The 20,877-nt window shown below is 66.4% G+C and carries 16 protein-coding genes, 1 tRNA gene and 2 pseudogenes; 14 read left to right on the top strand and 5 right to left on the bottom strand.

Annotation, left to right across the window (positions count from 1 at the left end):
* Window positions 1-38 precede the first annotated feature (38 nt).
* The 13 genes from ACESM1_RS27155 to ACESM1_RS27095 all read left to right on the top strand — a co-directional run bounded on the left by ACESM1_RS27155 (window position 39) and on the right by ACESM1_RS27095 (window position 13,799).
* On the top strand, window positions 39-1,256 hold the full coding sequence (locus ACESM1_RS27155; protein ID WP_372624357.1) for a CpaE family protein: 1,218 nt from the start codon (window positions 39-41) through the stop codon (window positions 1,254-1,256).
* Entirely contained in the window at window positions 1,253-2,623 is a 1,371-nt protein-coding gene (locus ACESM1_RS27150) for a CpaF family protein (protein ID WP_372624356.1), read from the top strand. The genes ACESM1_RS27155 and ACESM1_RS27150 overlap by 4 nt, the downstream gene beginning before the upstream one ends.
* Window positions 2,620-3,579, top strand: coding sequence for a type II secretion system F family protein (locus ACESM1_RS27145; RefSeq protein ID WP_372624355.1), 960 nt, complete (start codon window positions 2,620-2,622; stop codon window positions 3,577-3,579). The genes ACESM1_RS27150 and ACESM1_RS27145 overlap by 4 nt, the downstream gene beginning before the upstream one ends.
* Window positions 3,580-4,512, top strand: coding sequence for a type II secretion system F family protein (locus ACESM1_RS27140; protein WP_372624354.1), 933 nt, complete (start codon window positions 3,580-3,582; stop codon window positions 4,510-4,512).
* Between the two features lie 774 nt (window positions 4,513-5,286).
* A complete protein-coding gene (locus ACESM1_RS27135; protein WP_372624353.1) occupies window positions 5,287-6,684 on the top strand; it encodes a tyrosine-type recombinase/integrase in 1,398 nt (465 codons plus the stop codon).
* Between the two features lie 100 nt (window positions 6,685-6,784).
* Window positions 6,785-7,327: a hypothetical protein gene (locus ACESM1_RS27130; protein WP_372624352.1), complete on the top strand. Its 543-nt coding sequence runs from the start codon at window positions 6,785-6,787 to the stop codon at window positions 7,325-7,327.
* 88 nt (window positions 7,328-7,415) lie between these two features.
* Entirely contained in the window at window positions 7,416-7,634 is a 219-nt protein-coding gene (locus ACESM1_RS27125; protein WP_372624351.1) for a helix-turn-helix domain-containing protein, read from the top strand.
* Between the two features lie 125 nt (window positions 7,635-7,759).
* A complete protein-coding gene (locus ACESM1_RS27120) occupies window positions 7,760-10,102 on the top strand; it encodes a phage/plasmid primase, P4 family (RefSeq protein WP_372624350.1) in 2,343 nt (780 codons plus the stop codon).
* Between the two features lie 296 nt (window positions 10,103-10,398).
* On the top strand, window positions 10,399-10,935 hold the full coding sequence (locus ACESM1_RS27115; RefSeq protein WP_372624349.1) for a hypothetical protein: 537 nt from the start codon (window positions 10,399-10,401) through the stop codon (window positions 10,933-10,935).
* Window positions 10,932-11,417, top strand: coding sequence for a hypothetical protein (locus ACESM1_RS27110; protein WP_372624348.1), 486 nt, complete (start codon window positions 10,932-10,934; stop codon window positions 11,415-11,417). The genes ACESM1_RS27115 and ACESM1_RS27110 overlap by 4 nt, the downstream gene beginning before the upstream one ends.
* Window positions 11,418-11,574: 157 nt before the next feature.
* Window positions 11,575-12,330 carry a hypothetical protein gene (locus ACESM1_RS27105; protein ID WP_372624347.1) on the top strand — a complete coding sequence of 252 codons (756 nt, stop codon included), beginning with the start codon at window positions 11,575-11,577 and terminating at the stop codon, window positions 12,328-12,330.
* Window positions 12,331-13,104 carry a hypothetical protein gene (locus ACESM1_RS27100; protein ID WP_372624346.1) on the top strand — a complete coding sequence of 258 codons (774 nt, stop codon included), beginning with the start codon at window positions 12,331-12,333 and terminating at the stop codon, window positions 13,102-13,104.
* The gene (locus tag ACESM1_RS27095) at window positions 13,101-13,799 is read left to right on the top strand and encodes a hypothetical protein (protein ID WP_372624345.1); all 699 of its coding nucleotides are present in this window, start codon (window positions 13,101-13,103) and stop codon (window positions 13,797-13,799) included. The genes ACESM1_RS27100 and ACESM1_RS27095 overlap by 4 nt, the downstream gene beginning before the upstream one ends.
* Before the next feature lie 397 nt (window positions 13,800-14,196).
* Here ACESM1_RS27095 and ACESM1_RS27090 read toward each other — a convergent pair whose 3' ends face one another.
* From ACESM1_RS27090 to ACESM1_RS27075, 4 genes are all read right to left on the bottom strand, one after another.
* On the bottom strand, window positions 14,197-15,009 hold the full coding sequence (locus ACESM1_RS27090; protein WP_372624344.1) for a hypothetical protein: 813 nt from the start codon (window positions 15,007-15,009) through the stop codon (window positions 14,197-14,199).
* Window positions 14,963-15,427, bottom strand: coding sequence for a DUF488 family protein (locus ACESM1_RS27085; RefSeq protein WP_372624343.1), 465 nt, complete (start codon window positions 15,425-15,427; stop codon window positions 14,963-14,965). Before ACESM1_RS27085 ends, ACESM1_RS27090 begins: the two co-directional genes overlap by 47 nt.
* 929 nt (window positions 15,428-16,356) lie before the next feature.
* The gene (locus ACESM1_RS27080) at window positions 16,357-18,762 is read right to left on the bottom strand and encodes a restriction endonuclease subunit M (RefSeq protein WP_372624342.1); all 2,406 of its coding nucleotides are present in this window, start codon (window positions 18,760-18,762) and stop codon (window positions 16,357-16,359) included.
* Window positions 18,763-19,068: 306 nt separating this feature from the next.
* A tRNA-Ser gene (locus ACESM1_RS27075) sits at window positions 19,069-19,158 on the bottom strand.
* 198 nt (window positions 19,159-19,356) lie between these two features.
* Between ACESM1_RS27075 and ACESM1_RS27070 the strand changes: the two are divergent.
* Window positions 19,357-20,369 (top strand): annotated as a pseudogene (locus ACESM1_RS27070) (IS256 family transposase).
* A 146-nt stretch (window positions 20,370-20,515) separates the two neighbouring features.
* Here the strand turns inward: ACESM1_RS27070 and ACESM1_RS27065 are convergent.
* Window positions 20,516-20,787, bottom strand: a pseudogene (locus ACESM1_RS27065) (integrase core domain-containing protein); the annotation flags it as partial.
* Window positions 20,788-20,877 lie beyond the last annotated feature (90 nt).

Raw genomic sequence — 20,877 nt, 5'->3', positions numbered from 1 at the left:
GATGATGCCCCACCTCAGCCAGGCGAGTGCACCCATTCATGAATGTTGAAACGGCTGCCACGCTCCGCACCCCGCCCAACCCGGCACAAGGCGCCTCCCGCGCCGCCTTGCTCGCCTTCATCGCGGATGAGGAGAGCGAGGAGATCTTCCGCGCCGGCCTCGGTGGCCCCACGGCGCCGGTGGCGGTGCGCCGCGGGAACATCCGCGCGGCGATCAGCGCTCTGTCGCGGGAGCCGACGCCGCGCGTGCTGGTGGTGGACCTTTCAGGCGAGCGCAACGCGCTGGAAGCGCTGGATCGTCTCGCCACCGTCTGCGCGCCGGATGTGGTGGTACTGGCGGTCGGCGATGCGACGGATATCGAGTTCTACCGGCTGGTCCGGCAGGATTGCGGCGTCACCGAATACCTTCCCAAGCCGCTGACCCGCGACAACGTGCTCCGGCTGTTTGCGCCGCACATCATCGGCCGCCGGATGGAGGAGGACAGCCGCGGCGGCCGCGTGGTGGCGGTGTGCGGCGTGCGCGGCGGCGTCGGCGCCACCACCCTGGCCGTCAACCTCGCCGCGACCTTGTCGGACACCTCGCGCAACCATGTCGCGCTGCTGGACCTGCATCTGCGCGGCGGCACGGCGGCGATGCTGCTGGGGGTGGAGCCGACCGCCGGCCTGCGCACCGCGATGGAGGATGCGGACCGGATCGACCACCTGTTCGTCGAACGCATCGCCGTGCAGGTGAGCGACCGGCTGCAGATCCTCTCGGCCGACGAGCCGCCGGAGGCGGAACCGGCGCCGAGCCAGGTGGCGGCGATGCGCCTGATCGAGCAGCTTCGCACGCGCTTCAACGTGGTGGTGGTTGACATGCCCTGGCCGCCCGGCCCCGTCGAACGCACGGTGCTGCGGCTGGCGCGCCAGCGCGTGCTCGTCTTCGGCCCCGACCTTGCCGGGGTGCGGGACGCGGCGGCGGCGCGGGCGATGCTGCGCTCCCTCGGCGACGGCCTCGGCCCGGTGCTGCTGGCGCTCAACGGTGCGGATGCGCCCGGGCGCCTGGATCCGCGCATGATCGCGAAGACGCTTGGCGGCAGTCCCGAGATCGTCATTCCCTGGCTGCCCAAGCCGCTGGCGCAATCGGCGATGCTCGGCCGCGCGGCGGTGCGGCACAACCGGGCGCTGCGCCGCGCCCTGTTGCCGCTGGCGGTGGAAGTCGGCGGCGCGAAGGCCCCCCGGCGCGGGTTCTTCGGCCTGTTCGGATCGCGCCGATGAGAAGCTTCGGACGCCGCCCGCCCGAGCCGGAGGCCGAATACAACGTCGTGCCGCTCAACCGCGCGCTGGTGGTGAGCACGCCGGCGCCGCAGCAGTCGCTCGCGGCGCAGCCATCCCATGACCGCGTGCGCAGCGAGGTGATGGAGCGCGTGGACCCCGCGGTCGCCGCGGCCATGCCGCTGGAGCGCCTGCGCGCCCAGCTCGAGGCGCTGATCGACGAGGTGGCCACGCGCGACCGCCTGGAACTGACTGCCAGGGAGCAGGTGCTGCTGGCCGAGGAACTGGCGCGCGACATGGTCGGCTATGGGCCGCTGGAACCGCTGCTGCGGGACGACAGCATCACCGACATCATGGTGAACGGGCCGAACTGCGTCTATGTCGAGCGGCGCGGCCTTCTCTCGCGGGAGCCGATCAGGTTCCGCAGCGAGGGCCAGCTCAACAGCATCGCCCAGAAGATCGCCGCCACGGTGGGACGGCGCGTGGACGAATCGAACCCGATGGTGGATTGCCGGCTGCCGGATGGCAGCCGCGTGAACGTGGTGTTCGCGCCGCTGTCGCTGATCGGCACCTGCATCTCGATTCGAAAGTTCTCGGAGAAGCCGATCGGGATCGAGCAGATGATCGCCAATGGCAGCCTGTCGACGGGGATCGGGCGCGCGCTGGAGATCGCCGGGCGCAGCCGGCTGAACATCCTGATCTCGGGTGGCACCGGCTCCGGCAAGACCACGCTGATGAATGCGATCAGCCGATGGATCGACCCCGGCGAGCGGATCGTCACCATCGAGGACGCCGCGGAGTTGCGCCTGCAGCAGCCGCATGTGATCCCGATGGAGACGCGGGTGGCGAACCTGGAAGGCCGCGGCGAGATCACGCAGCGGGACCTGCTGCGCAATGCGCTGCGCATGCGGCCCGACCGCATCATCGTCGGCGAGGTCCGCGGCGCCGAGGCCTTCGACATGCTGCAGGCGATGAACACGGGCCATGACGGCTCCTTCTCCACCGTCCATGCCAATGCGCCGCGCGACGCGCTGACCCGGCTGGAGAACATGATGCAGATGGCGCAGGCCGCCCTGCCGCAACGCGCGCTCCGCCTGCAGATCGCCAGCGCGCTCGACCTCATCGTGCAGGTGCAGCGGATGCGCGACGGGCAGCGGCGCGTCACGCATGTGACGGAGGTCTGCGGCATGGAGGGGGAGGTGATCACCCTCAACGACCTCTTCACCTTCCGCTACACCGGCGAGGGGCCAGGAGGGCGGCTGCGCGGCACCTGGATATCCTCCGGCATACGGCCTTCCTTCTTCGACCGGCTGGAATATTTCGGCCTGGATGAGGCCTGGACCGAGGCGACGCAGCGGAGCCAGGGATGACGCCGACGTTGATGGGCCTGCTATCGGCTGGATTCTCCACCTTGCTGCTGGCCGGCGCGCTGCTCGTGCTGCGGGGCGGCGGGCGGCAACGGGCCGAACTTCGGCTTGCACGCCTGGTGCAGCGTACGCCGCGGCCCGAGGCCAATGCCAGCGAGCCGGTGCTGGACTTCGCCCCGACGCTGGAACTGGGCCGCGGCCAGCGCATACTGGCGAAGCTCGGCCGATCTCCTTATGTGCCCGCCAAGCGCAGGATCCCGTTGCCCTTCATCCTGCTTGCCGCTGCGGCGACTGGCAGCCTGGTCAGCATTGCCGTGGCCTGGGGGCTCGTGGCATTCCTCGCACTGCCGGCCGGCATCGCCAGCGGTCTGCTGACTGTGCGACTGCTGTTCCAGCGCGAAGCGGGCCGCCATCGCGAGGCGCTGTTCCAGCAGGTGCCGGACGCGATGGACGTGATCGTGCGGGCCATCCGCGCCGGCCTGCCGCTGAACGAGGCTCTGCGCTCGGTGGCGCGGGAAGCGCCCTCGCCGACGCGCGAGGAATTCGAGAAGGCAGTCGCTCAGCTCGCCATCGGGGTGCCTGCCGAGCAGGCGCTGGTGACGCTCGGCGAGCGAACAGGGTTGCCCGAATACAATTTCTTCGTCATCACCGTCGGCCTGCAGGCGCAGACCGGCGGCAATCTGGGCGAGACGCTGGCCAATCTGAGCGACCTGACGCGCCAGCGCGTCACCCTCCAGGGGCGGACCAGGGCGATCACCGCGGAGGCGCGCCTTTCGGCCAAGATCATTGTCGCGCTGCCGGTGGTGTGCGGTGCTGCCATCAGCTTGCTGAAGCCGGGGCAACTCAGCCCGCTGTTCGAGGACCCCTTCGGACGCAAGCTGCTCGTCATCGGCGTTTCCATGCTCCTGACCGGCATACTGATCATGCGCGGCATGCTGCGGAACGCGGTGGAGGAGTGAATGGAGCGGCTTCTCTCGCCCGCCGCGCTCGCCCTCGCCGCATCGGCCTTCGCGCTGACCTCTGCACTGGTCGTCGTCCTGCGCGGACTGCAGCGAGAAAGAGCGCTCGCCCGGCTCGATGCGCTGACACGGCGCCGAGCGGTGAGGGAGGAGGTTGAGGCGGATGAAGCGCTGGTTTCCGGCGAGCTCCGCGCCGCAGGGCGTGTGGTCCGCAGCCATGCGCTGTTGAGCGAGGCCGATGCGCGCGACCTGGTGCGCATCGCCAGTGCCGCCGGGGTGAGTCCCGGGCGCGCCCGGCTTGCCTTCACGCTGACCAAGCTGCTTCTCACCCTGGTGCTGCCGCCCGCGACCTATTTCGGCATGCTCGCCTTCAAGCCGGGTATGGCGCTTCCGGCCACCGGCTTGGCGCTGGTGGTCGGCCTGCTCGCGCCGAACTGGGTGCTCGGGGCGCTGCGGCGGAAGTTCCTGCTGCGGACGCAGCGGGGCCTGGCCGAGGCGTTGGACCTGATGGTGGTGTGCAGCGAAGCGGGTCTCGGCCTCGAATCGGCGGTCGAGCGCGTCGCACGGGAGATGGCGCGGTCCAATCGGGTCGTCGCCCTGGAGTTCAGCACGTTGGCCCACGAAATGCGCATGCTGCCCGATCGCCAGCAGGCGCTGACGCGGCTGAGCGAGCGCTCGGCCAGCGACGACATGCGGCGCCTGACCGCGACGCTGAGCCAGACGATGCGCTACGGCACGCCGCTGGCCGAAGCGATGCGGGTGCTGGCCAGCGACCTGCGTCGCAGCCGCATGCAGCGCCTGGAGGAGCGCGCCGCGAAGCTGCCGGCGATGCTGGTTCTGCCACTCATCCTCTTCATCATGCCGTGCCTGTTCGTGGTGCTGGTCGGGCCAGCAGTGGTCGTTCTGTCGCACGGGATCGGTGCTGCACGATGAAGGCACGTGCGCCGATCAGGCGCGTGCTGGTGCATGCGCCAAAGGAGGCTGCGCGCTCGCATTGCCGGGCTGCGCTCCATGCGCCAGCGTCTGGGTTTGCGTTTGCATTTCTGTCGTTTGCCCGAATGGCAGGTGCCGACCTGCCCTGTGAAGCCGCCGCTTCGCTCGGGCCGGCCGCATCGCCGACCAGGACGACGCCTCCAGCAGCGCTGCCTGGCTGAGCCAAGCAGACCGGAGCGAGACTTTCGTCGGAATTCTGCAACCCAAGCTGTGCGCGAGCAATCCTGATCCCTGCACCGACTGCGACCTTGCCGCCGGGCCGACGAGTAGGAGATGGTTGTCGGAGCACTCGGGTGTCCAGGCGGATATGCGAACTCGGCCCTCCGGCGAGGGCCGGAAGCCGTTGGATCAAAATCGCTTTTGCCCGCGTACTAGATCCGGCAGGTCAACAGGTGCGTAGAGAACCGGCCTTCCAGAGACCCGCCCGCGGCCGATCCCGGGTCCTGCCGGTCAACAGGTGAGCCGCCGAACCCGCAGGAAACCTGCGGCTCACGGCGCGACCGGCTTCGGCGGAGACCCCGCTTCGCATGGCAACTGGCGGAGAGGGTGTCCTTAGAAGTCACGTTCGTCCCCACACGTGCAGCTTCGCCAACAGCAAGGTTTTGCTTGCCTTTTCTTCGATAACCGTTCGAGACTCTCCGCCGTGGTTCGCCGCAAGCCACCCCCATTTGTGGGGACGATTGTGGGGACGAGCGGGTGTGGCGGAGGGTTTTCGTGGGCAATCTGACGGTCAAGGACGTGGTGCACGCCAAGCCTGGCAAGCACAGTGACGGAAGCGGCCTTATCCTGGACGTGAAGGACAGCGGCCGGGCGTATTGGACGCTGCGCTATATGCGGGATGGGAAGCGTCGCGACATGGTGCTCGGCCTCGCGGATCGGGACGGCAAGGGCAAGGCGAAGGCGCCAGCGGGCACGCCAGCCTTCCCCGATGGTGGCGAGGGCCGGAAGGTGCTCTCTCTGCTACAGGCCCGCGCGCTGGCAGCCGTGGAGCGCGAGCGCGCCAAGGACAAGGCCGCTCCCGACCCGGTGGACGCCCGGAAGGCCGAGCGCGCCGCGAAGGGCACGCCCGAGGCCGAGCCTGCCGCGCCTGAGGATCGGAGCTTCCGCGCCGTGGCAGAGGCGTTCATCGTCACCAAGGCGGCCGGGTGGAAGAACGGCGCCGACAGCAAGCACGGTGCACAGTGGGCTACCACCCTCGAAACCTACGCCTACCCCGTGATCGGCGCGAAGGACGTAGCGACCATCACGGATGACGATATCCGCGCCATCCTCAACCCCATCTGGCACAGCATCCCCGAGACGGCATCTCGGCTGCGCGGCCGGATTGAAAACGTCCTAGACGTGGCGCGGGCCAAGAGGTGGCGCACAGGCGACAACCCGGCCGCTTGGAAGCACCTCAAGGCACTCGGCATGACGGCCGGGCGGAAGGGTGCTGCGGCCGGTCACTTCCCTTCGCTGCCCTATCAGCAGATGCCGGCCTTCGTGCAGGCGCTTCGGAAGCGCGAGGGTGTCTCTGCGCGCGCGGTGCTCTTCGCCATCCTGACGGGCGCGCGTTCCGGCGAAGTGCGTGGGATGAAGTGGGGCGAGGTGCGCACGATCCACGTTGACGAACTCGGCCGCGATTGCGTGGTGTGGCACGTCCCTGCCGAGCGCATGAAGGCGAAAGTCGCGTGGCGCTGCCCACTATCGGCGCCCGCCCTGGCGATCCTCGAAGAAATGCGCGGCTTCGGCGACGCGCCCGATGCGCTGGTGTTCCCTGGAAAGCGACGCGGCGCGATGCTGAGTGACATGGCGCTGTCCATGCTGGTGCGTGGCATGTGCAGCGATGGGTTGAAGGAAGGCGAGCCGCCGCGCTGGCGCGATGCCATCACTGATGAAGCCATCACCGTGCACGGCATGAGAAGTAGTTTCCGGGTGTGGGCTTCGGCGACAGGCCAGAGTGATGCCGCGGCCGAAGCAGCCCTCGCGCACACGATCCGCGACAAGGTGGTAGCCGCCTACAAGCGGACGGATCACCTCGCGCAGCGTGTCGCCATGGCAGAGGCATGGGCGGAACATGTTACGCGCGGCCCCGCTGAGGTGGTGAAGATCGCCGAACGGCGGACGGCATGACCGAAACCTACACGCTATCGCAGGCACTCGCGTGGAATGCCGCGCGCACCACGGAATACGCCATGCTTTCCAACGACTGCGCCCTTGAGGATCGGGCGTCGTGAGCCGCCCTGTTCAACATGACGATGGACCGCTGCTAGCCATCGCGGCGGAGTTGCTGACTTGGCGTCAGGCGCAGGGGAAGACAGAGGCATTCGAGAAGGCGTTTGCCTACGTTCTCGCTCTTCGGCAGCCCGACCCGCCTTGCCCAAAGGTTACCATAGCGCGCGAGCAAGCCTTGGCTCGGCTTTGGAAGAAGCAGGTTGCCCTCGCTGCCGCGATCCAGCTTGCAGAGGCCAAACGGCGAGAAGTGGAGAATGCGCTGCGACGTGGTGACACCGCGGCGGCGCTGGCTACCGGACGCGCCTTCGTCGGCCCTGCCGGGCTTTGGGCGGGTCCTGCACTTCCGTCGCTGCTAGGCGCACCAGCCGGCACATTCATCAGAACCCGAGCGGCGTTTGCTGAAGCTCTTCGGGCTCTTGCAACGGATATTGAGGCCGGTGCGGTGGACGTGGGTAAGAGCGGGGTTGGGGCCGAGCTAACTGCACTGCTCAACCGCGCAAACATGCTGCGCAAAGGCGGTTCGGAAAAACCCATGAGTTGATCTATATGCACTAAAAAGAATCATATGGTTCATGCGTAGCCATCCGACGACGGCCGCCGCGATACGGGGCCATTCATGGAGGCGGCACATGCAGACCGGACAGCACACCAAGGCGAAGGCGAGCGCGCTCCCGCGCCGCGGCTACTCGGTTCGGGAGGTGTGCCAGATGCTCGGCATCGGCAACACCACGGCCTGGAAGCTGGTCAAGGAAGAGAAGCTTGTCGCTGTGAAGGTGGCAGGCCGAACCGTGGTGACGGCCGCCAGCGTTGAGGCCCTTCTCGCGCCGCCGAGCGCGGACGCGGCCTGAAAGGAAACGCCGGCCCGCTGCGAACGGGACCGGCGAGGTAGGCAGTGTTCTCTTCCGGAACGAGAGATAGCGCGCCCTCGCCCCCGCTTCAAAGCGCGGCTGGCCCTGCATGAAGGGGCCTGTCTGTGACTGACGATATCGAAGCCGTGCACGTGCTGCGCGCGAACCTCTGGCGGCATGGGTTCCGGCCGGTCGCCGTGTGCAATCCGGACGATCCGGGGAACTCGCCCGGCAAGCGACCTGTAGGCCACGCCTGGCAGGAACGGGCACGACGCGATCCGCCTGAGGCTGCAGCCATCGCGCCGCCGAGTGCCAGCGCCCTTAATACCGGCATCCTGTGCGACAGGCTGCGCGCCGTGGACGTGGATTGCGAGCGCGAGGGTATCGTCGCCGAGATATGCCGGCGCGCAGAGACCCGCTTCGGCGTGGGATTGACCCGGAAGCGCGTGAACAGCGCGCGCGTGCTGTTGCTCTTTCGGGCAGCGGCGATAACTGGCCCGATGCCCGGAAAGCGCAGCCTGCAAGGCACGCACGGCGCGGTTGAGGTGCTTGGCAAGGGACAGCAGTTCGTCGCCTTTGGGCGGCATCACTCCGGCGCAGTGCTCGAATGGGAACCGCTCGGGCCGGACCAAGTGCCCGTGCACGCGCTGCCTGCGATCACGGAAGAGCAGCTTACCGCCTTCCTCGCCGAAGACGTGGCGCCGCTGATAGGCGCCGATCCCGCGAAGACCGCAGCGCCCGTGCTGCGCGAGCAAGCGGCCAATGCCAGCGACGTGGTGGTTGACCTGGACACGCCAGCGGCGTTGCAGATGGCGCGCGACAGGATCACGGCGACGCCGGGCGCGGTGCGTGGCGAGCAATCCGACAAGGCGTTCAAGTTGGCCTGCGCGGTGCGCGACTTCGGCGTGAGCGAAGGCGAGGCGTGCGTGCTGTTGCAGGAATGGGCGGATCGGTGCTCGCCCCCGATCATGCCGGACGATCTAGCGCGCCGCATCGGCAACGCCTACCGCCATGCGCAGAACGCGGCGGGCGCCCGGCATCCTGCCGTCGCCTTCGCTGGCGTCACCGTGGACACGCTGCCCTCGCCTGCCGCTGCGCCGCCACCTCCCGAGATGCGGGCGGCTGCGGTCACTGAGGAAGCCCTCGCGCAGCGTTTCACCGCGCGGGAGGGCGGGCGCATGCGCTACGTCGCCCCGTGGTCCAAGTGGTTCCGATGGGATGGCGCGAGGTGGAAGCAGGAAGATACCTTGCACGCCTTCGACATATCGCGCGCCATCTGCCGCGAAGAGGCATCAAGGTGCGGCGATAGCGGCGACCTGGCCGCGCTGTCCCGGGCGAGCACCGTGTCGGCTGTCGAACGCCTGGCACGTGCCGACAGGAAGCACGCGGCGACCGTCGAACAATGGGATGCCGATGCCTGGTTGCTCAACACGCCTGCCGGCATCGTGGACCTGCGCACCGGAGAGACGGCGCAGCACGACCCCGCGGCTAGCCTGACGAAGATCACGGCCGCTGCGCCTGACGGCGAGTGCCCGACCTGGATGCGCTTCCTGGACAGGATCACGGGAGGCGACGCCGAGCTTCAAGGCTTCCTCGCGCGGATCGCAGGCTATGCGCTCACGGGCAGCACGCGCGAGCACGCGCTCTTTTTCCTCTACGGGACGGGCGGCAACGGCAAGGGCGTGTTCCTCAACACGCTGGCGGCGGTGCTCGGCGACTACGCGATGACGGCGGGCATGGAGACGTTCACCGCTTCGAAGGCCGAGCGCCACCTCACGGAACTGGCGAGGCTGCGCGGCGCGCGCATGGTGACATCGCAGGAGACGGAAGCCGAGCGCGCATGGGCGGAAAGCCGGATCAAGGCGTTGACCGGCGGCGATCCGGTCACGGCGAACTTCATGAGGCAGGATCACTTCACCTACGTTCCGCAGTTCAAGCTCTTCATCGCAGGCAACCACAAGCCCGGCCTGCGCGCCGTGGACGAAGCGATGCGCCGGCGGCTTCACATGATCCCGTTCGCCGTCACGATCCCCGCGGCCGAGCGTGACCACGCGCTCGCCGACAAGCTGCGCGGCGAGGCGGGCGGCATCCTGGCATGGGCGCTGCGCGGGTGCCTCGACTGGCAGCGGATCGGGCTGGCGCCCCCTGCCGCGGTGGTGGACGCCACGGCCGCGTATCTCTCGGATGAAGACGCGCTCGGCCAATGGCTGGAAGCGTGTTGCGACGTGGCGAAGGACCGCTTCGCCTTGTCCGGCACGCTCTACCGTAGCTGGTGCGAATGGGCGCGGGCAGCCGGCGAGCCGCACGGCACAAGGCGCAGCTTCGCGCAGGCGATGCAGGCCCGCGGCTTCCGATCCGGCAGGCAGGGCGGCGCGGGAGACAGAGGTTTTCACGGCCTCGAAATCCGACAGTCGGCTTTCGTGCCTCCGGCCCCCGAGATGCGCGTCGGCGGGGAGGGCGGGGCATGACCGACGCTTCCGACACTTCCCTCATTATAGACGGCTACGCGCGCGGGACGCCGATAATACAGATTGCGTCGAAAGCGTCGGTGCAATGCTGTCCAAGTCTCGATGGGCATATTGGACGCCGGCGAACGACTACGCACTCTGGCGAGATGAGGCGTCGGGCTTGTAGTGTATTGCACGAATTTAGTTGGATGAATGTTGGACGCCTGTCCACGCTTTTGTGCTTGACACCACTTTATTTACTGCATCAATCGTTGCGAATGCCAGTTCTTGACCCTCAACCGACGGCTGCCCTGCCCATGGGCGCCCGGCCGTCCCTGCTCTTCGGCACCGCGCTCCCGCGTCATCGTAGCCTATTGCTGCCCGAGCGCGGCCAGCGCGGGCGCTCCCGGCACGCCCAGGCGCGCGAGGCGGCCATTGCGGCCTTCCTCTCCGGCCTGCCTGCCGGGTCCGCCGTGACCGCGCGCGGGGTGCTGTCCGCGGTGCCCGGCCTGCGGCTGGTTTCGGGGCAAGAGGGCGCGGTCAAGGAAGCCCTGAGGGCGGCAGGCTGGCGCAGCGGCGGGCGCGGGTGCGAACTCTGGACGCGGCCGGGCGACATGCCCGCGCAGCGGCGTTCGCAAGCGTCGCGCTGGCACCCTGCCGTGGCGCGGCGGGTGGACAGGATTGCGGCCTTCCTCTCCGGACGCAGCGTCGTCACCGCGGAAGAGGTGGCGCAGGCGGTAGGCATCTCCCTGCCGGGGCAGCGGCAACGATGTGTGGCGCGTGCACTCGCCCGTCTCGGGTTCGCACCGCCGGGGCGTGGCGGCCGTGTGTGGACGCGGGGCGCAGCACCATGAGCAAGCTCCCACCCGTGGCGCACGTGACGATGCCCGGCGCATCGGCGCCGCAGCCCGTCGCCGTGGTGCGCGCTCCGGACGCGCCGCCCGACGCTCCGCCGGTCCTTGTGGCGCTGCCCAAAAAGCGGAAGCCGGGAAGGCCCCGCGGGTCGCGGTCGCGCCACGTGTTGGAACGCGAGGCGGCGCTCCGCTCAGCCATGGGCGCGATTGAGTTCGGCAACGTTTCGGACAGCCTGGACTTGCTGCGCGCCGTGATGCGCTCGCCCGCGGTCAACCTGCAAGATCGGCTCCGCTGTGCCCTCGCATTGGCGCCGTTCGACGCGCCGAAAGTGGCGCCGGTCGCACCGCCGCGCGAAGCGGACATCGGCCTCGCCAAGCGGCTTGAGGAAGCTTTCAGGAGGACAGGGCGCGGCTGGCCTTCGTCCGCCCCGCCCGAACTGACGCCGGAGCAACAGGCAGAGCTTGAGACGATGCTCCGATGACCGGCGCCGCGCCCGTCCGCCTGCCGTTCACGGCGGTTCGACGGAGCACACGTCCGCCATCGGGCAGCGGCATGCGCCTGAAAAGACGCGGCCTTGTATTGCGCGGTGTGGGGAACACCGCGCTGCCCTCCCCACAAACAGGACGAAAGACAGCACCATGAACGATGAAGCGACCCCTTCGGCACGCGCCCGCGTGCTCGAATGCGAAGAGGCTATCGGCGTCATTGCCGAACGGCTGGCAGAGGCCGAGACGGAACTCGCCGGCATGGGCTTGCGGGACGCCAAGCGCCACGCCCTGCGCCGCCGAATCGCCGAGATGAAGGCGGACCTGGATGACGCGCACGCGCAGAAGGCGAAGCTCGCGCCGGCCGTCCAAGCCGAGCGCGATGCCAAGATGCACGCCGCCAAGGTGGCGCGCTGGCAGGAAGCATGCGCTGCCCTGCCGGGATATCTGGACGAAGCCGCGGCCCTGGACGTGGCGACGGCGCGCCTTCTCGGCCGCATGCTGGCGCTGGTGAAGCGGGGCGAAGCGATTGCCGCGCGCTCGGGCCTGACGATCCTGCCGCACCATCTGGTGCAGCCCGTCCCCACGCTGCAACGCCTGGCCGATATACTCGCCGCGAAGATCGTGCTCGCGCGCGGCGGCGGCATCGAAGAACTGCCCGACGATTTCCAGTGTGAACTTCTGCCCGCGCGCGCGGCGCAGGCGGCCACGGCATCGGGCGAGGCGAAGCGGCTGGCCGAGACGATCCTCGCCAGCAGCCCGGACGCGCTGCATGCCGACAGGCAGCGAATCGCGATGCTCAACGCCGAGCGCATGCGGCACGAGGAAGAGGAAGCGCGGCAGCCGCGAAAGAAGCTCCCGGCCCCGCCGCCGATGGTGCACACGGTCGCACCCGTCATCGGCCGCTAGATGAGCGCGCGCCGCGGTTGCCCGCGCGTGGCGCGCGTCTCCGCGGCGGCAGGCATCTCCCCTCGCTTGCCGCCGCGTCCCTTCGTTCACCCGTCAACCCGATCATGGAGGATCACCATGGACAGTTACGCGCCGCATGACGGCTTCACCTGGCACGACAGCGCCGAAGGCAAGCAGGCGGAGTTCCTTCGCCGCGCCGAGTTCCACGACACGGGCGCCGCAGCCTTCGCCGCGCTCGCCAGCAAGCTCAATCCGCCGCCGCCACCTGCGCCGAAGACGGCGGAAGAGGCGTTCAACAACGTCTCGCTCCGCATGTGCGACCTGCTTGCGGCAACTTTCGACGTGTCCGCGCATGGGATGACGCTGGCCCGCGGCCTTCTCGCCAAGAAGCGGGATGACGGCAGGAACGCGGCGCTGGCGTGGGCAATCCGGGAAGCGAAGCTGCGCACTGACGCGGTTGAGGCCGCGGCCCGCGAACTGAAGACCGATGCCGCACGATGGGCGGACAACCCGTCCATCGGCCTGCCCGCGACGATCACGGACTTCCTGCCTCAGCTTCTTGCGCACGTGGAAGACAGTCTCGGGCTTTCGCGGCTCCGCGTGAACGCCGTGTGCTCGGGCTGCCCCGATCACTTCCTTGCCGCGCTCGGCATCATCACGGCCGGCACCGGAGCCGATGCCGAGCCGCAACCCGAGCCGCAACCCGAGCCGGGGCCGCAGCCCAAGACGGACGCCGAGCGCGACGCGCGCGAACTCTCCGGGATGCTGTCGTGACCGGCGCGCCCGAGACGCCTTCGCCCGCGGCGATCCTCTACCCTTCGGCCGCCAAGCCCGACGCGCCCGCGGCGACGCCTGGCAGCACGGCACAGAAGCCCGCGGCTACGTCGCAAGCGCCCGCCGCACCGCCACCCGCTGCGCAGCTCGGCAAGGGCACGTGGCAGGCGCCGCGCGCCGCGCCGTCCGGCACGGCCGCAACGGCTTCGCCTGGCACCGCGGCGCAGCCCGCGACGAAGGCAGCCGAGCCGTCCGCGTCGCCTGCCATCGCCACGCTATACGCGGAGCCGATGAAGAACTTCGCGGACGTGGTAGTTGCGACGCCGCTGCCCGAAGGCGATGCAGAGGCGGCGGGCTTCGATACCGGCGAGGAAGGCAAGGCCGCGCGCGAAGCCGTCCGCTCGGCGTTCCTCTCCTCGGGTGCATCGGCGGCCGAGACTTCGGAGTTGTGGGGCATCGCCGTTGAGGCGGCGCGGCCCGACTGCCAGCCGCAGACATACGAAGCCGCCGAGCACGATCTACGCGCCGCCTGGGGTGCCGACTATGACAGCCGCCTCAATCGCGCCCGCACCCTAATGCGTGACGTGGCGAGGAAGCACCCTGCCGTTGCGGCAGAGGTGAAGAAGCTCGGCCTGGACAACTCGGCAAGCTTCATCGCAGCCGTGGAGAAGGCGGCGCGGCGGCGCGGCCGGTAGGCCCTCGCGAAGCGGGCGCATGTGGCACCCGGACACCCCGCACGGCGCGTCGCGCCAGCGCCGCTACCCTGCCGGCCTGGCACCGCGTCCGCGCCGCGTGGTGACAGATTGCGTGATGCCGGGAAGGGGGTGGGGTTCGCGCCGCTTCGGGTGGGGGGTGGGGCCGCCGATACCCCCCGCCACGCTCCAACACTACCCCCGCGCACAAATTGCCCTACGCGCAGCCGTGTTCCCTACGGCCCTGGACACCGCGCCAGATTGCACACCCTGCCATCTCGCAAAAAATGTAGCAGTGCGCGTGGGGGCCATTTCCTACCCCGCGTGGACACGGTGCCACCTCGCCGCGCCGCAATCCGCGCGAGGTGCGCGCCTCGCCGAAACGCGCGGCTGGCCTGCCCTAGATGCCGAGCGCGAGTTGGCCGGGCGCTTCGTCTTGGACGCGCAGCACGCCGAGCAACAGCCATTGCCGCGGCCTCGCCTTTACCGTGCCCATTGCGAGGATGATACGGCGGCCGTGGCGCGGCTCGGTGAACTCGGCGCGAAGGTGACGGATGATCGCTTCGTCGCTCTCGCCGTGGCGACGCAGGTTGAAGAACGTGCCCGTGGTTTCCCAATCTCCGCATTGCGGCGCATGTTCCATCCCGTCCTGATCCGTGAACGGCATCGCGATGGCATAGGGACACGGCTCGAATGGCGGCATGTCCGCGTCCAACAGGGATTGCTGGCGGGCCGTGCTTTCGAAGGCGGCGCGCTCGGCCGCGATGATGGCAGGCCGCTTCGCCTTTACCTTCATGGACAGGGAGCGCGGCTCGATAAGGGCGAGGCTTTCGCCGCGCTCGGCCGCCTCGCGCGTGGAAGCTCGCAACAGTGGCGTGAGTAGCCGCAGCCGTTCGCGCGGATGGAGGGTGCCGGCCGGCTGCAACGTGTGTTCTTCGATCCGGCGGCTTTCGCGCCTGTTGTCGTCGCTCGGCCGGCGCCATGCGTAGTTGACCCATTGCCAGCGCGCGAACTGCTGATCCGCGACAAGCTGACGGAACCGCACCGGATAGAGGCGGCGCCACTCGCCCGCGGCCGTGATCCCCGCGCAGCACACGGTTTCGCGGTGCTTCTTGCTCGGGCGCGGAACCGCCTTCACGACGATGACGGCGGCCTCGCGGCTCCCGTCAGGCTGCGGCGCGCGGCGCGTCGGCGTGGAGGTGCTGGACGGCAATGCCGGTCTTCCTCGAAAGCGCGGCGGCGACGATGCTGCGATGGCAGCCTGACGGATCGGCTTCGTAGCAGAGAAGGCAAGCGGCGCGGTGCTCGACTACTTGCGCGGCTTCGGCGAGCGCGGCTTGCGCGACGGCTCCCCGGAGATGCGCGTTGTAGATCGTTCGGAACTCACTCATGCGGCCAGCGCGCGCAGCTTCACGACCTGGTTTCGGGTCGCCGAGGTCACGAAGATGGAGATAGCTAATGCCAGCCTCGCCCAGCGCTGCGGCGAGCGCGGTCTTTGAGAAACCCTTGCGGCGCGACACTGCGACAGCGCGCACGTCGATTAGCAGTGACACGCGGGAGCGGCGCAGCGCGGCCAGAAAGCCGTCTAACCTGGCGCCTTCGTAGCCGATTGTGCAAAGTCGTCCTGTCATGAACTGCACCTCTGGACGCCAGGTCCAAGCGCAGTGGATGCCTCCCGTCCTATCCTGAGGGACGCGCACACGAACGAGTCTCCGTGCTCCCTGCATCGGTGCATCGTCGTATTAACCCGCTACTGCCTGCCTCCTTCGTGTTTCGCTAGGCCGAGCACGCGCGGCAAGGCGAGGCTGTTCCCCGCCCGCCGCACTCAAAAGGCGGTCTTGAAAAGCGTTCCAACCGTCTTGCCGCGTCCGAAATGCCTCCGCTTCCAGTCTCCGCGCCTCGTCCAACGCCGACGTGAAAGTGGCAACTGCCGCCTCGAACTCAGCCTGCGATACACGGGGAAACCGGAATCGTCGAACATCGTCCTCACTCACTGCCGTCTGCCCACTTGCACCACTCTCCGCTCTTTGGAATTGAATTTGGCCCATGGGCGAGCAGAGAAGATACGCCAGTAAAGTTGGTGAAATGCCACTCGGTCGCAGGATTGCGACGTGACTGTCCACTGTAAACCCACAGTCCATCGGCTCACCACTTTCGTTCACCGGAGTTTGAAAAACTGCAGCCTTACCAATGCTCGTTCCACCATCTGTCGTAAGCAGGACATCGCCGTCCTTAAGTTTGCGGTGGTCCGAAAGCTGATCGAAATCGTCGGTTGAGATACGCCTGCAGAGTCCAAACGTAACGCCCAACGGACGAACGGAGCCTGTGTTTATTACAAGAGCGCCTTCATCCTGGCCTTCTTCCAAGTAATTTGGTTGCCGCCCCTTCACAAAGGGCTCAGGGAGAAACTCACCAAGTTGGAAGGTCTGCGTAGCATCAAGTACCGAATTCAGCTGCACGGCATTGGTGTCGGCCTGTTTAGTGTCAATGCGGAGTGTCGGATTACGAGCCACGGCACGGAGGCTGAGGGTGGCCTTGAGGGGAAGAGAAGGCGGCATTTTTAGCTCCACGTGACTTCGCGCTTGATGTGGTCGAGAACCGTCTGCGGGTCATCAACGTGCACGCGCACTTTTGCGGCTTCGTCGGCCAAGTGCAAATTTTGTATCTCTCTACCGGACTCCACACCCACGAAGGTCGCAAGCTGGTTTCGTTTGGATCGTTCGCCGCGTCGGCTGAGCTTGAACCCGATCTCACCGACTGCGTAACAGGGCCAAACGCAATCAAGGTGTTCGGAGACTCGCCTAAAAATCGCCTGTTGTTTAAGTTCTTCGAACGCGGGTGCGCGAAGAAGATCTTGATAGTGTTGCGCAGCTAAAGCCTTGTCAGAGATGTGGGATGGCAGCGAAAATGTCAGAGGCCCGCCACTCTGGCCCCGCTTCATAACCCACGAGTCGCGCGGCGCTACGCCATCCAGTTCATTTAGCACTGCTGCTTGCAGATCGAATACAGAGCCAAATGCGCGCACCGACGCGACGGTTAAATTGCGGCGGGCGGCCGCGATGTGTTGCTCAATTGCGGCGGTTTCCGCACTCCAATGTTCATCCCACAGTTTTATCTCCGCAGCACTTTTCTTTTGCGCGAAGAGCAAGCTAGTCAGCGTGGGTGTATCGACGAAGATGTGCCGCGGCATGGAGACGACTGCGCGGATGTGAAACATCCTCATTAAAAACAACCTGAGGGCTGTGTCTGCTGCATTAAGAATGGACTCGGGGAGTACGATCGCCAGACGTCCGCCTGGGCGAAGAAGTTGGAATGCTCGCTCTACGAAAAAGGCTTCGGTTGACGACGTGCCTGGCAAGCTAAATGCTTGGGAGAGCCGTTGCCGCGTTTCGGCTGCGAGCGTGACGCCGAATGGGGGGTTCGAAATTACCACGTCAAATGTCTCACATACGCTTGGCGCGTAGGCGCTCTCAGCAACGCTTCTGGTGTCGCTACCCGCGACCCGCAGGCGGGCATCGGCATACAAAGCCAGTGGCTTGTACGCATCCTCTTTGAAAAGGTGGGCTACGCCGTCTCCGTGAAGGATCATGTTCAACTTAGCTGTCATGGCCATAATGAATTTCGGATCGAAGCCATACAGAAAATCTTTGGCCCATCCGTTAGGAGACATCGAGCTAAAATTCTGGCTAAGGAATTCTTCGTCGCTCGCAGTTCGCGAGAACCAAGTGCGATTTGACAAAACCTCGTCTGTGATCGCATGCATTGAATGCAGAAGAAACGTCCCGCTACCACAAGCGGGGTCGAAAACGTAGGGCAAGCGCTGCTCTGGATGCGTCGCGCGACGCCACTTTGCGCGCGTCAATTCGCGCAGGCCGACCGCCTCAACCATGAACCGTGAAATGTTATCGTGTGTAAAATACATTCCACGATCTTGCTTAAAACCGGCACGTAGTATTTCTTCGAAAAAAGTTCCGATAATATCTGCGTTTAAGGCAGAGCCTTTTGTTAGTGCCATTCCTTCAAGTTGCTGCACAACAGATTTGACGCGCTCTGGTGCAAAGCGCCGACCATCGATCTCATCTGATCCGTTAGGCTCGATGTAGTGCTTGTAGGCGCGTGAATATAAATCATTGATCCGGCCAAAAACCTTTGCTGCATTCTCTGCCCGACCTTGTGGCATTAGTATTTGGAACTCATATGGGCTGCCAGTTTGCGTGTTTTTCTCAGCATATATTTTAGCGAGAAGGCAGCGCATAAGGTCTTCGAAAAGCTGGTTGTCCGGGTGTTCGGAAAAAAACTCGTTGTGAAACGAAGTCGCGACTGCACGAAATTCGGCTATTGTGCAGTTTGTCTTTAAATCTCTTGGCCCGCCACGCGTATATGGCTGATAGTCCGGCTCGAAATACTCACGTGGAAAATCGGGTACAGTCGGCTTCCCTGCCAGGCTCCACGCCTCGTAATCTTTGTGCTCCCGATAGTCGATACAACGGAGCTTGAAGGCCGGATCGTGACCGCTAGGGTCTATCGTGGCGCACACGATGAATGTCGGCGCACCCTCCGTTAAAAGAGGTACTGTTCCAAATAGCTGCAATTTTGTCGCAGTTTCTAATTCGGCTGGATAGGCCTCAGCAGACTTCAGTTCCCATGCCGCGTATGGCCGCCCATCTTCATCTAGGATAATTATGTCCATCTCGTCGGCGTTTGAGCCGGATGAGCCGTGAGCAATATGCCGCTCATGGACGAGTCGATCTATCGGATAACCTAGTTGCCTCGCGAGTATGACGCATGTGAGGGCGTGGACCCACTCTTCCGGCGTGAGTGGCTTGGAATGGCTTTCGTCCGACCTGATGGCTGGCGAGTAGTGCACAAGGTTTAGCGCGCGGTCGATCCGCACCACCTCGCCCTCAGGATCGAGGTCTTCGATCGCTCGCTGATACCAATTCTGTTGCAAATCGCTTAGCGGCACTAGCTCCCCCATACCCCGACAAGCTAACTCTCGCTCTGGGCGAATCAGCCCCACGACGAGTTGCGGCTCACGATCAAGGATTGAGCGTGTCTGAGCAAGGTCTGCCGATGGCGGGAATCGGAGAGCACCGCACCAGCCGCGAGCCACATGGAAGAGACTACCACCGGTTGGCTCAGCCGCTGCTACCCCCGCGCACGTAAAGGGGTATCTGCTAGACCGCCGCCGAAAATGTGGGGAGGATTGTGGGGACACCCACAAGCAAGCAGCCTAAATACCGAGCAGATTCAGGGACTTGCGGCGATATTCTGGCGGAGAGGGTGGGATTCGAACCCACGGTACGGTTACCCGTACTTCGGTTTTCGAGACCGACCCGTTCGACCGCTCCGGCACCTCTCCATGCCGACTTCAATATAGGCGGGAAAAGCGCGGCGCGCAACTCGCAGGGGAATCGCTTGAAAGAATTCACGGTTGTCGAGTAACGACGTTGAGAAGGAAGGGTGCCGTCGCGGAAGTGGTGGGAAATCGGGGAGGCGTAGTCTCCGGCGAGTGCAATACGCGAATCCCGGCGTTGACGCGCCGAGCCGAGACCACGCCATGGAACAGCATGGCATTGAAGAGTCGGCAGGTCCGGCGCTGTTTGCCGGGGAGACCTGGTTCGACCCGATCGAGAGCGGCATCCGGGGGCGGATCCGCGGGCTGATCGAGGAACTGGTGGAGCAGGAGCTGACCGCCTCTGCCTTTCTCTCGGGCACCAACACGCGGCGGGTGCAGCGGGCCTTGGCAGCGCTGTTCCGCGGCACGATCGGCAAGGACGTGGTCAGCCGGGCGTGGCGCAAGGTGAAGGCGGACTGGGACGCCTGGTGCCGGCGGAATCTCGGGGCAGAGGACATCGTCCGGCTGGTGCTCGACGGCACGGTGGTGAAGGTGCGGCTCGACCGCAAGGCCACCGCCCTGTCGCTGCTGGTGGTGCTCGGGATCCGGCGCGACGGGCAGAAGGTGCTGCTGGCGGCGCGCAGCATGGGCGGCGAGAGCGAGGCCGCCTGGCGCGGGATGCTGGACGATCTCGTGGCGCGCGGACAGCGAACGCCGGAGTTCCTGATTATCGACGGCGCGGCCGGCCTCGAGAAGGCGCTGGCCGCGCTCTGGCCGGCGGTGCCGACGCAGCGGTGCACGGTCCACAAGCACAGGAACCTCCTCGCGCACGCGCCGGAGCGCTGCACGACGAGGTCTCGGCTGACTACACGGACATGATCTACGCCGCGACGGCGCAGGAGGTCGAGGCGTCGCGCAAGGCGTTCCTGCGGAAGTGGCGCCTGCGATGCGGCGCGGTGGCCGCCAGCCTGGAGGAGGCCGGCGAGCGGCTGTTCGCCTTCACGCGCCTGCATCCGAGCCAGTGGAAATCGGCGCGCACGACGAACGCGATCGAGCGGCTGCATGAGGAGTTCAAGCGGCGCATCAAGATGCAGACCGTGCTGTCCTCGGCCGGGACTGCCGTGATGCTGTTCTGGGCGCTGCTCGCCTCGGGCCAGATCGCCATGCGCAAGGTCGATGGCTGGCAGTCCCTCGGCCAGCCGATCGCCAGCGGCACGATTGACCTCGCCGCGTGACCCGATACCGTCACCTCGTCGGAGGCGCCAATCACGAATTCCAACAGCCTTTGCGACTGCACCGAAGGAAGGCTGCGCCCCATCATGCGGATTTTCGTTCGGCGGCGATGCTTTGTTTCCCGGGAGTGGTGCTGGAATGGGCCCCATCAAACCGGACAGGCGGCTTGGTTGGCTGCAGGGCGATGAACTCAGGCGGCGAGCGCATGCGCAAGCCAGAGTGGGGGTGGGCGGTGTTGTAGTCCTCGAATCAGGCGGGGATCTTCTGCAGGACGGAGATGGCGTTCGGCCTGGGGTTCACGCGAGCATAGTCGCGTTTCAGGGTCTTTACGAATGCCTCGCAGACGCCGTTGCTCTCGGGGCTGCGGACCGGAGTGAAGCACGCAACGCGGTTGAGCACGACGGCGAAGTCGGACACCTCCGGAAACCCCCTGGCGGTGGCGCTTGGGTCGTGATTCGGTTTGCTGGAGGTGACAGCGATCGAGGCGTGGATGTCGGCAGGTCAGGCCGG

The organism is Falsiroseomonas sp., from assembly GCF_041690465.1.
GTDB lineage: Bacteria > Pseudomonadota > Alphaproteobacteria > Acetobacterales > Acetobacteraceae > Falsiroseomonas.
The sequence above is the reverse complement of the archived record's forward strand: the minus strand, read 5'-3'. Positions and strand labels throughout refer to the sequence as shown.

Bases quoted from the DNA above. Each gene is read 5' to 3' on its own strand.
- ACESM1_RS27105 (WP_372624347.1), top strand. From the start codon at position 11,575: ATGAACGATGAAGCGACCCCTTCGGCACGCGCCCGCGTGCTCGAATGC.
- ACESM1_RS27100 (WP_372624346.1), top strand. From the start codon at position 12,331: ATGAGCGCGCGCCGCGGTTGCCCGCGCGTGGCGCGCGTCTCCGCGGCG.
- ACESM1_RS27085 (WP_372624343.1), bottom strand. From the start codon at position 15,427: ATGACAGGACGACTTTGCACAATCGGCTACGAAGGCGCCAGGTTAGAC.
- ACESM1_RS27150 (WP_372624356.1), top strand. From the start codon at position 1,253: ATGAGAAGCTTCGGACGCCGCCCGCCCGAGCCGGAGGCCGAATACAAC.
- ACESM1_RS27145 (WP_372624355.1), top strand. From the start codon at position 2,620: ATGACGCCGACGTTGATGGGCCTGCTATCGGCTGGATTCTCCACCTTG.
- ACESM1_RS27140 (WP_372624354.1), top strand. From the start codon at position 3,580: ATGGAGCGGCTTCTCTCGCCCGCCGCGCTCGCCCTCGCCGCATCGGCC.
- ACESM1_RS27155 (WP_372624357.1), top strand. From the start codon at position 39: ATGAATGTTGAAACGGCTGCCACGCTCCGCACCCCGCCCAACCCGGCA.
- ACESM1_RS27110 (WP_372624348.1), top strand. From the start codon at position 10,932: ATGAGCAAGCTCCCACCCGTGGCGCACGTGACGATGCCCGGCGCATCG.
- ACESM1_RS27115 (WP_372624349.1), top strand. From the start codon at position 10,399: ATGGGCGCCCGGCCGTCCCTGCTCTTCGGCACCGCGCTCCCGCGTCAT.
- ACESM1_RS27125 (WP_372624351.1), top strand. From the start codon at position 7,416: ATGCAGACCGGACAGCACACCAAGGCGAAGGCGAGCGCGCTCCCGCGC.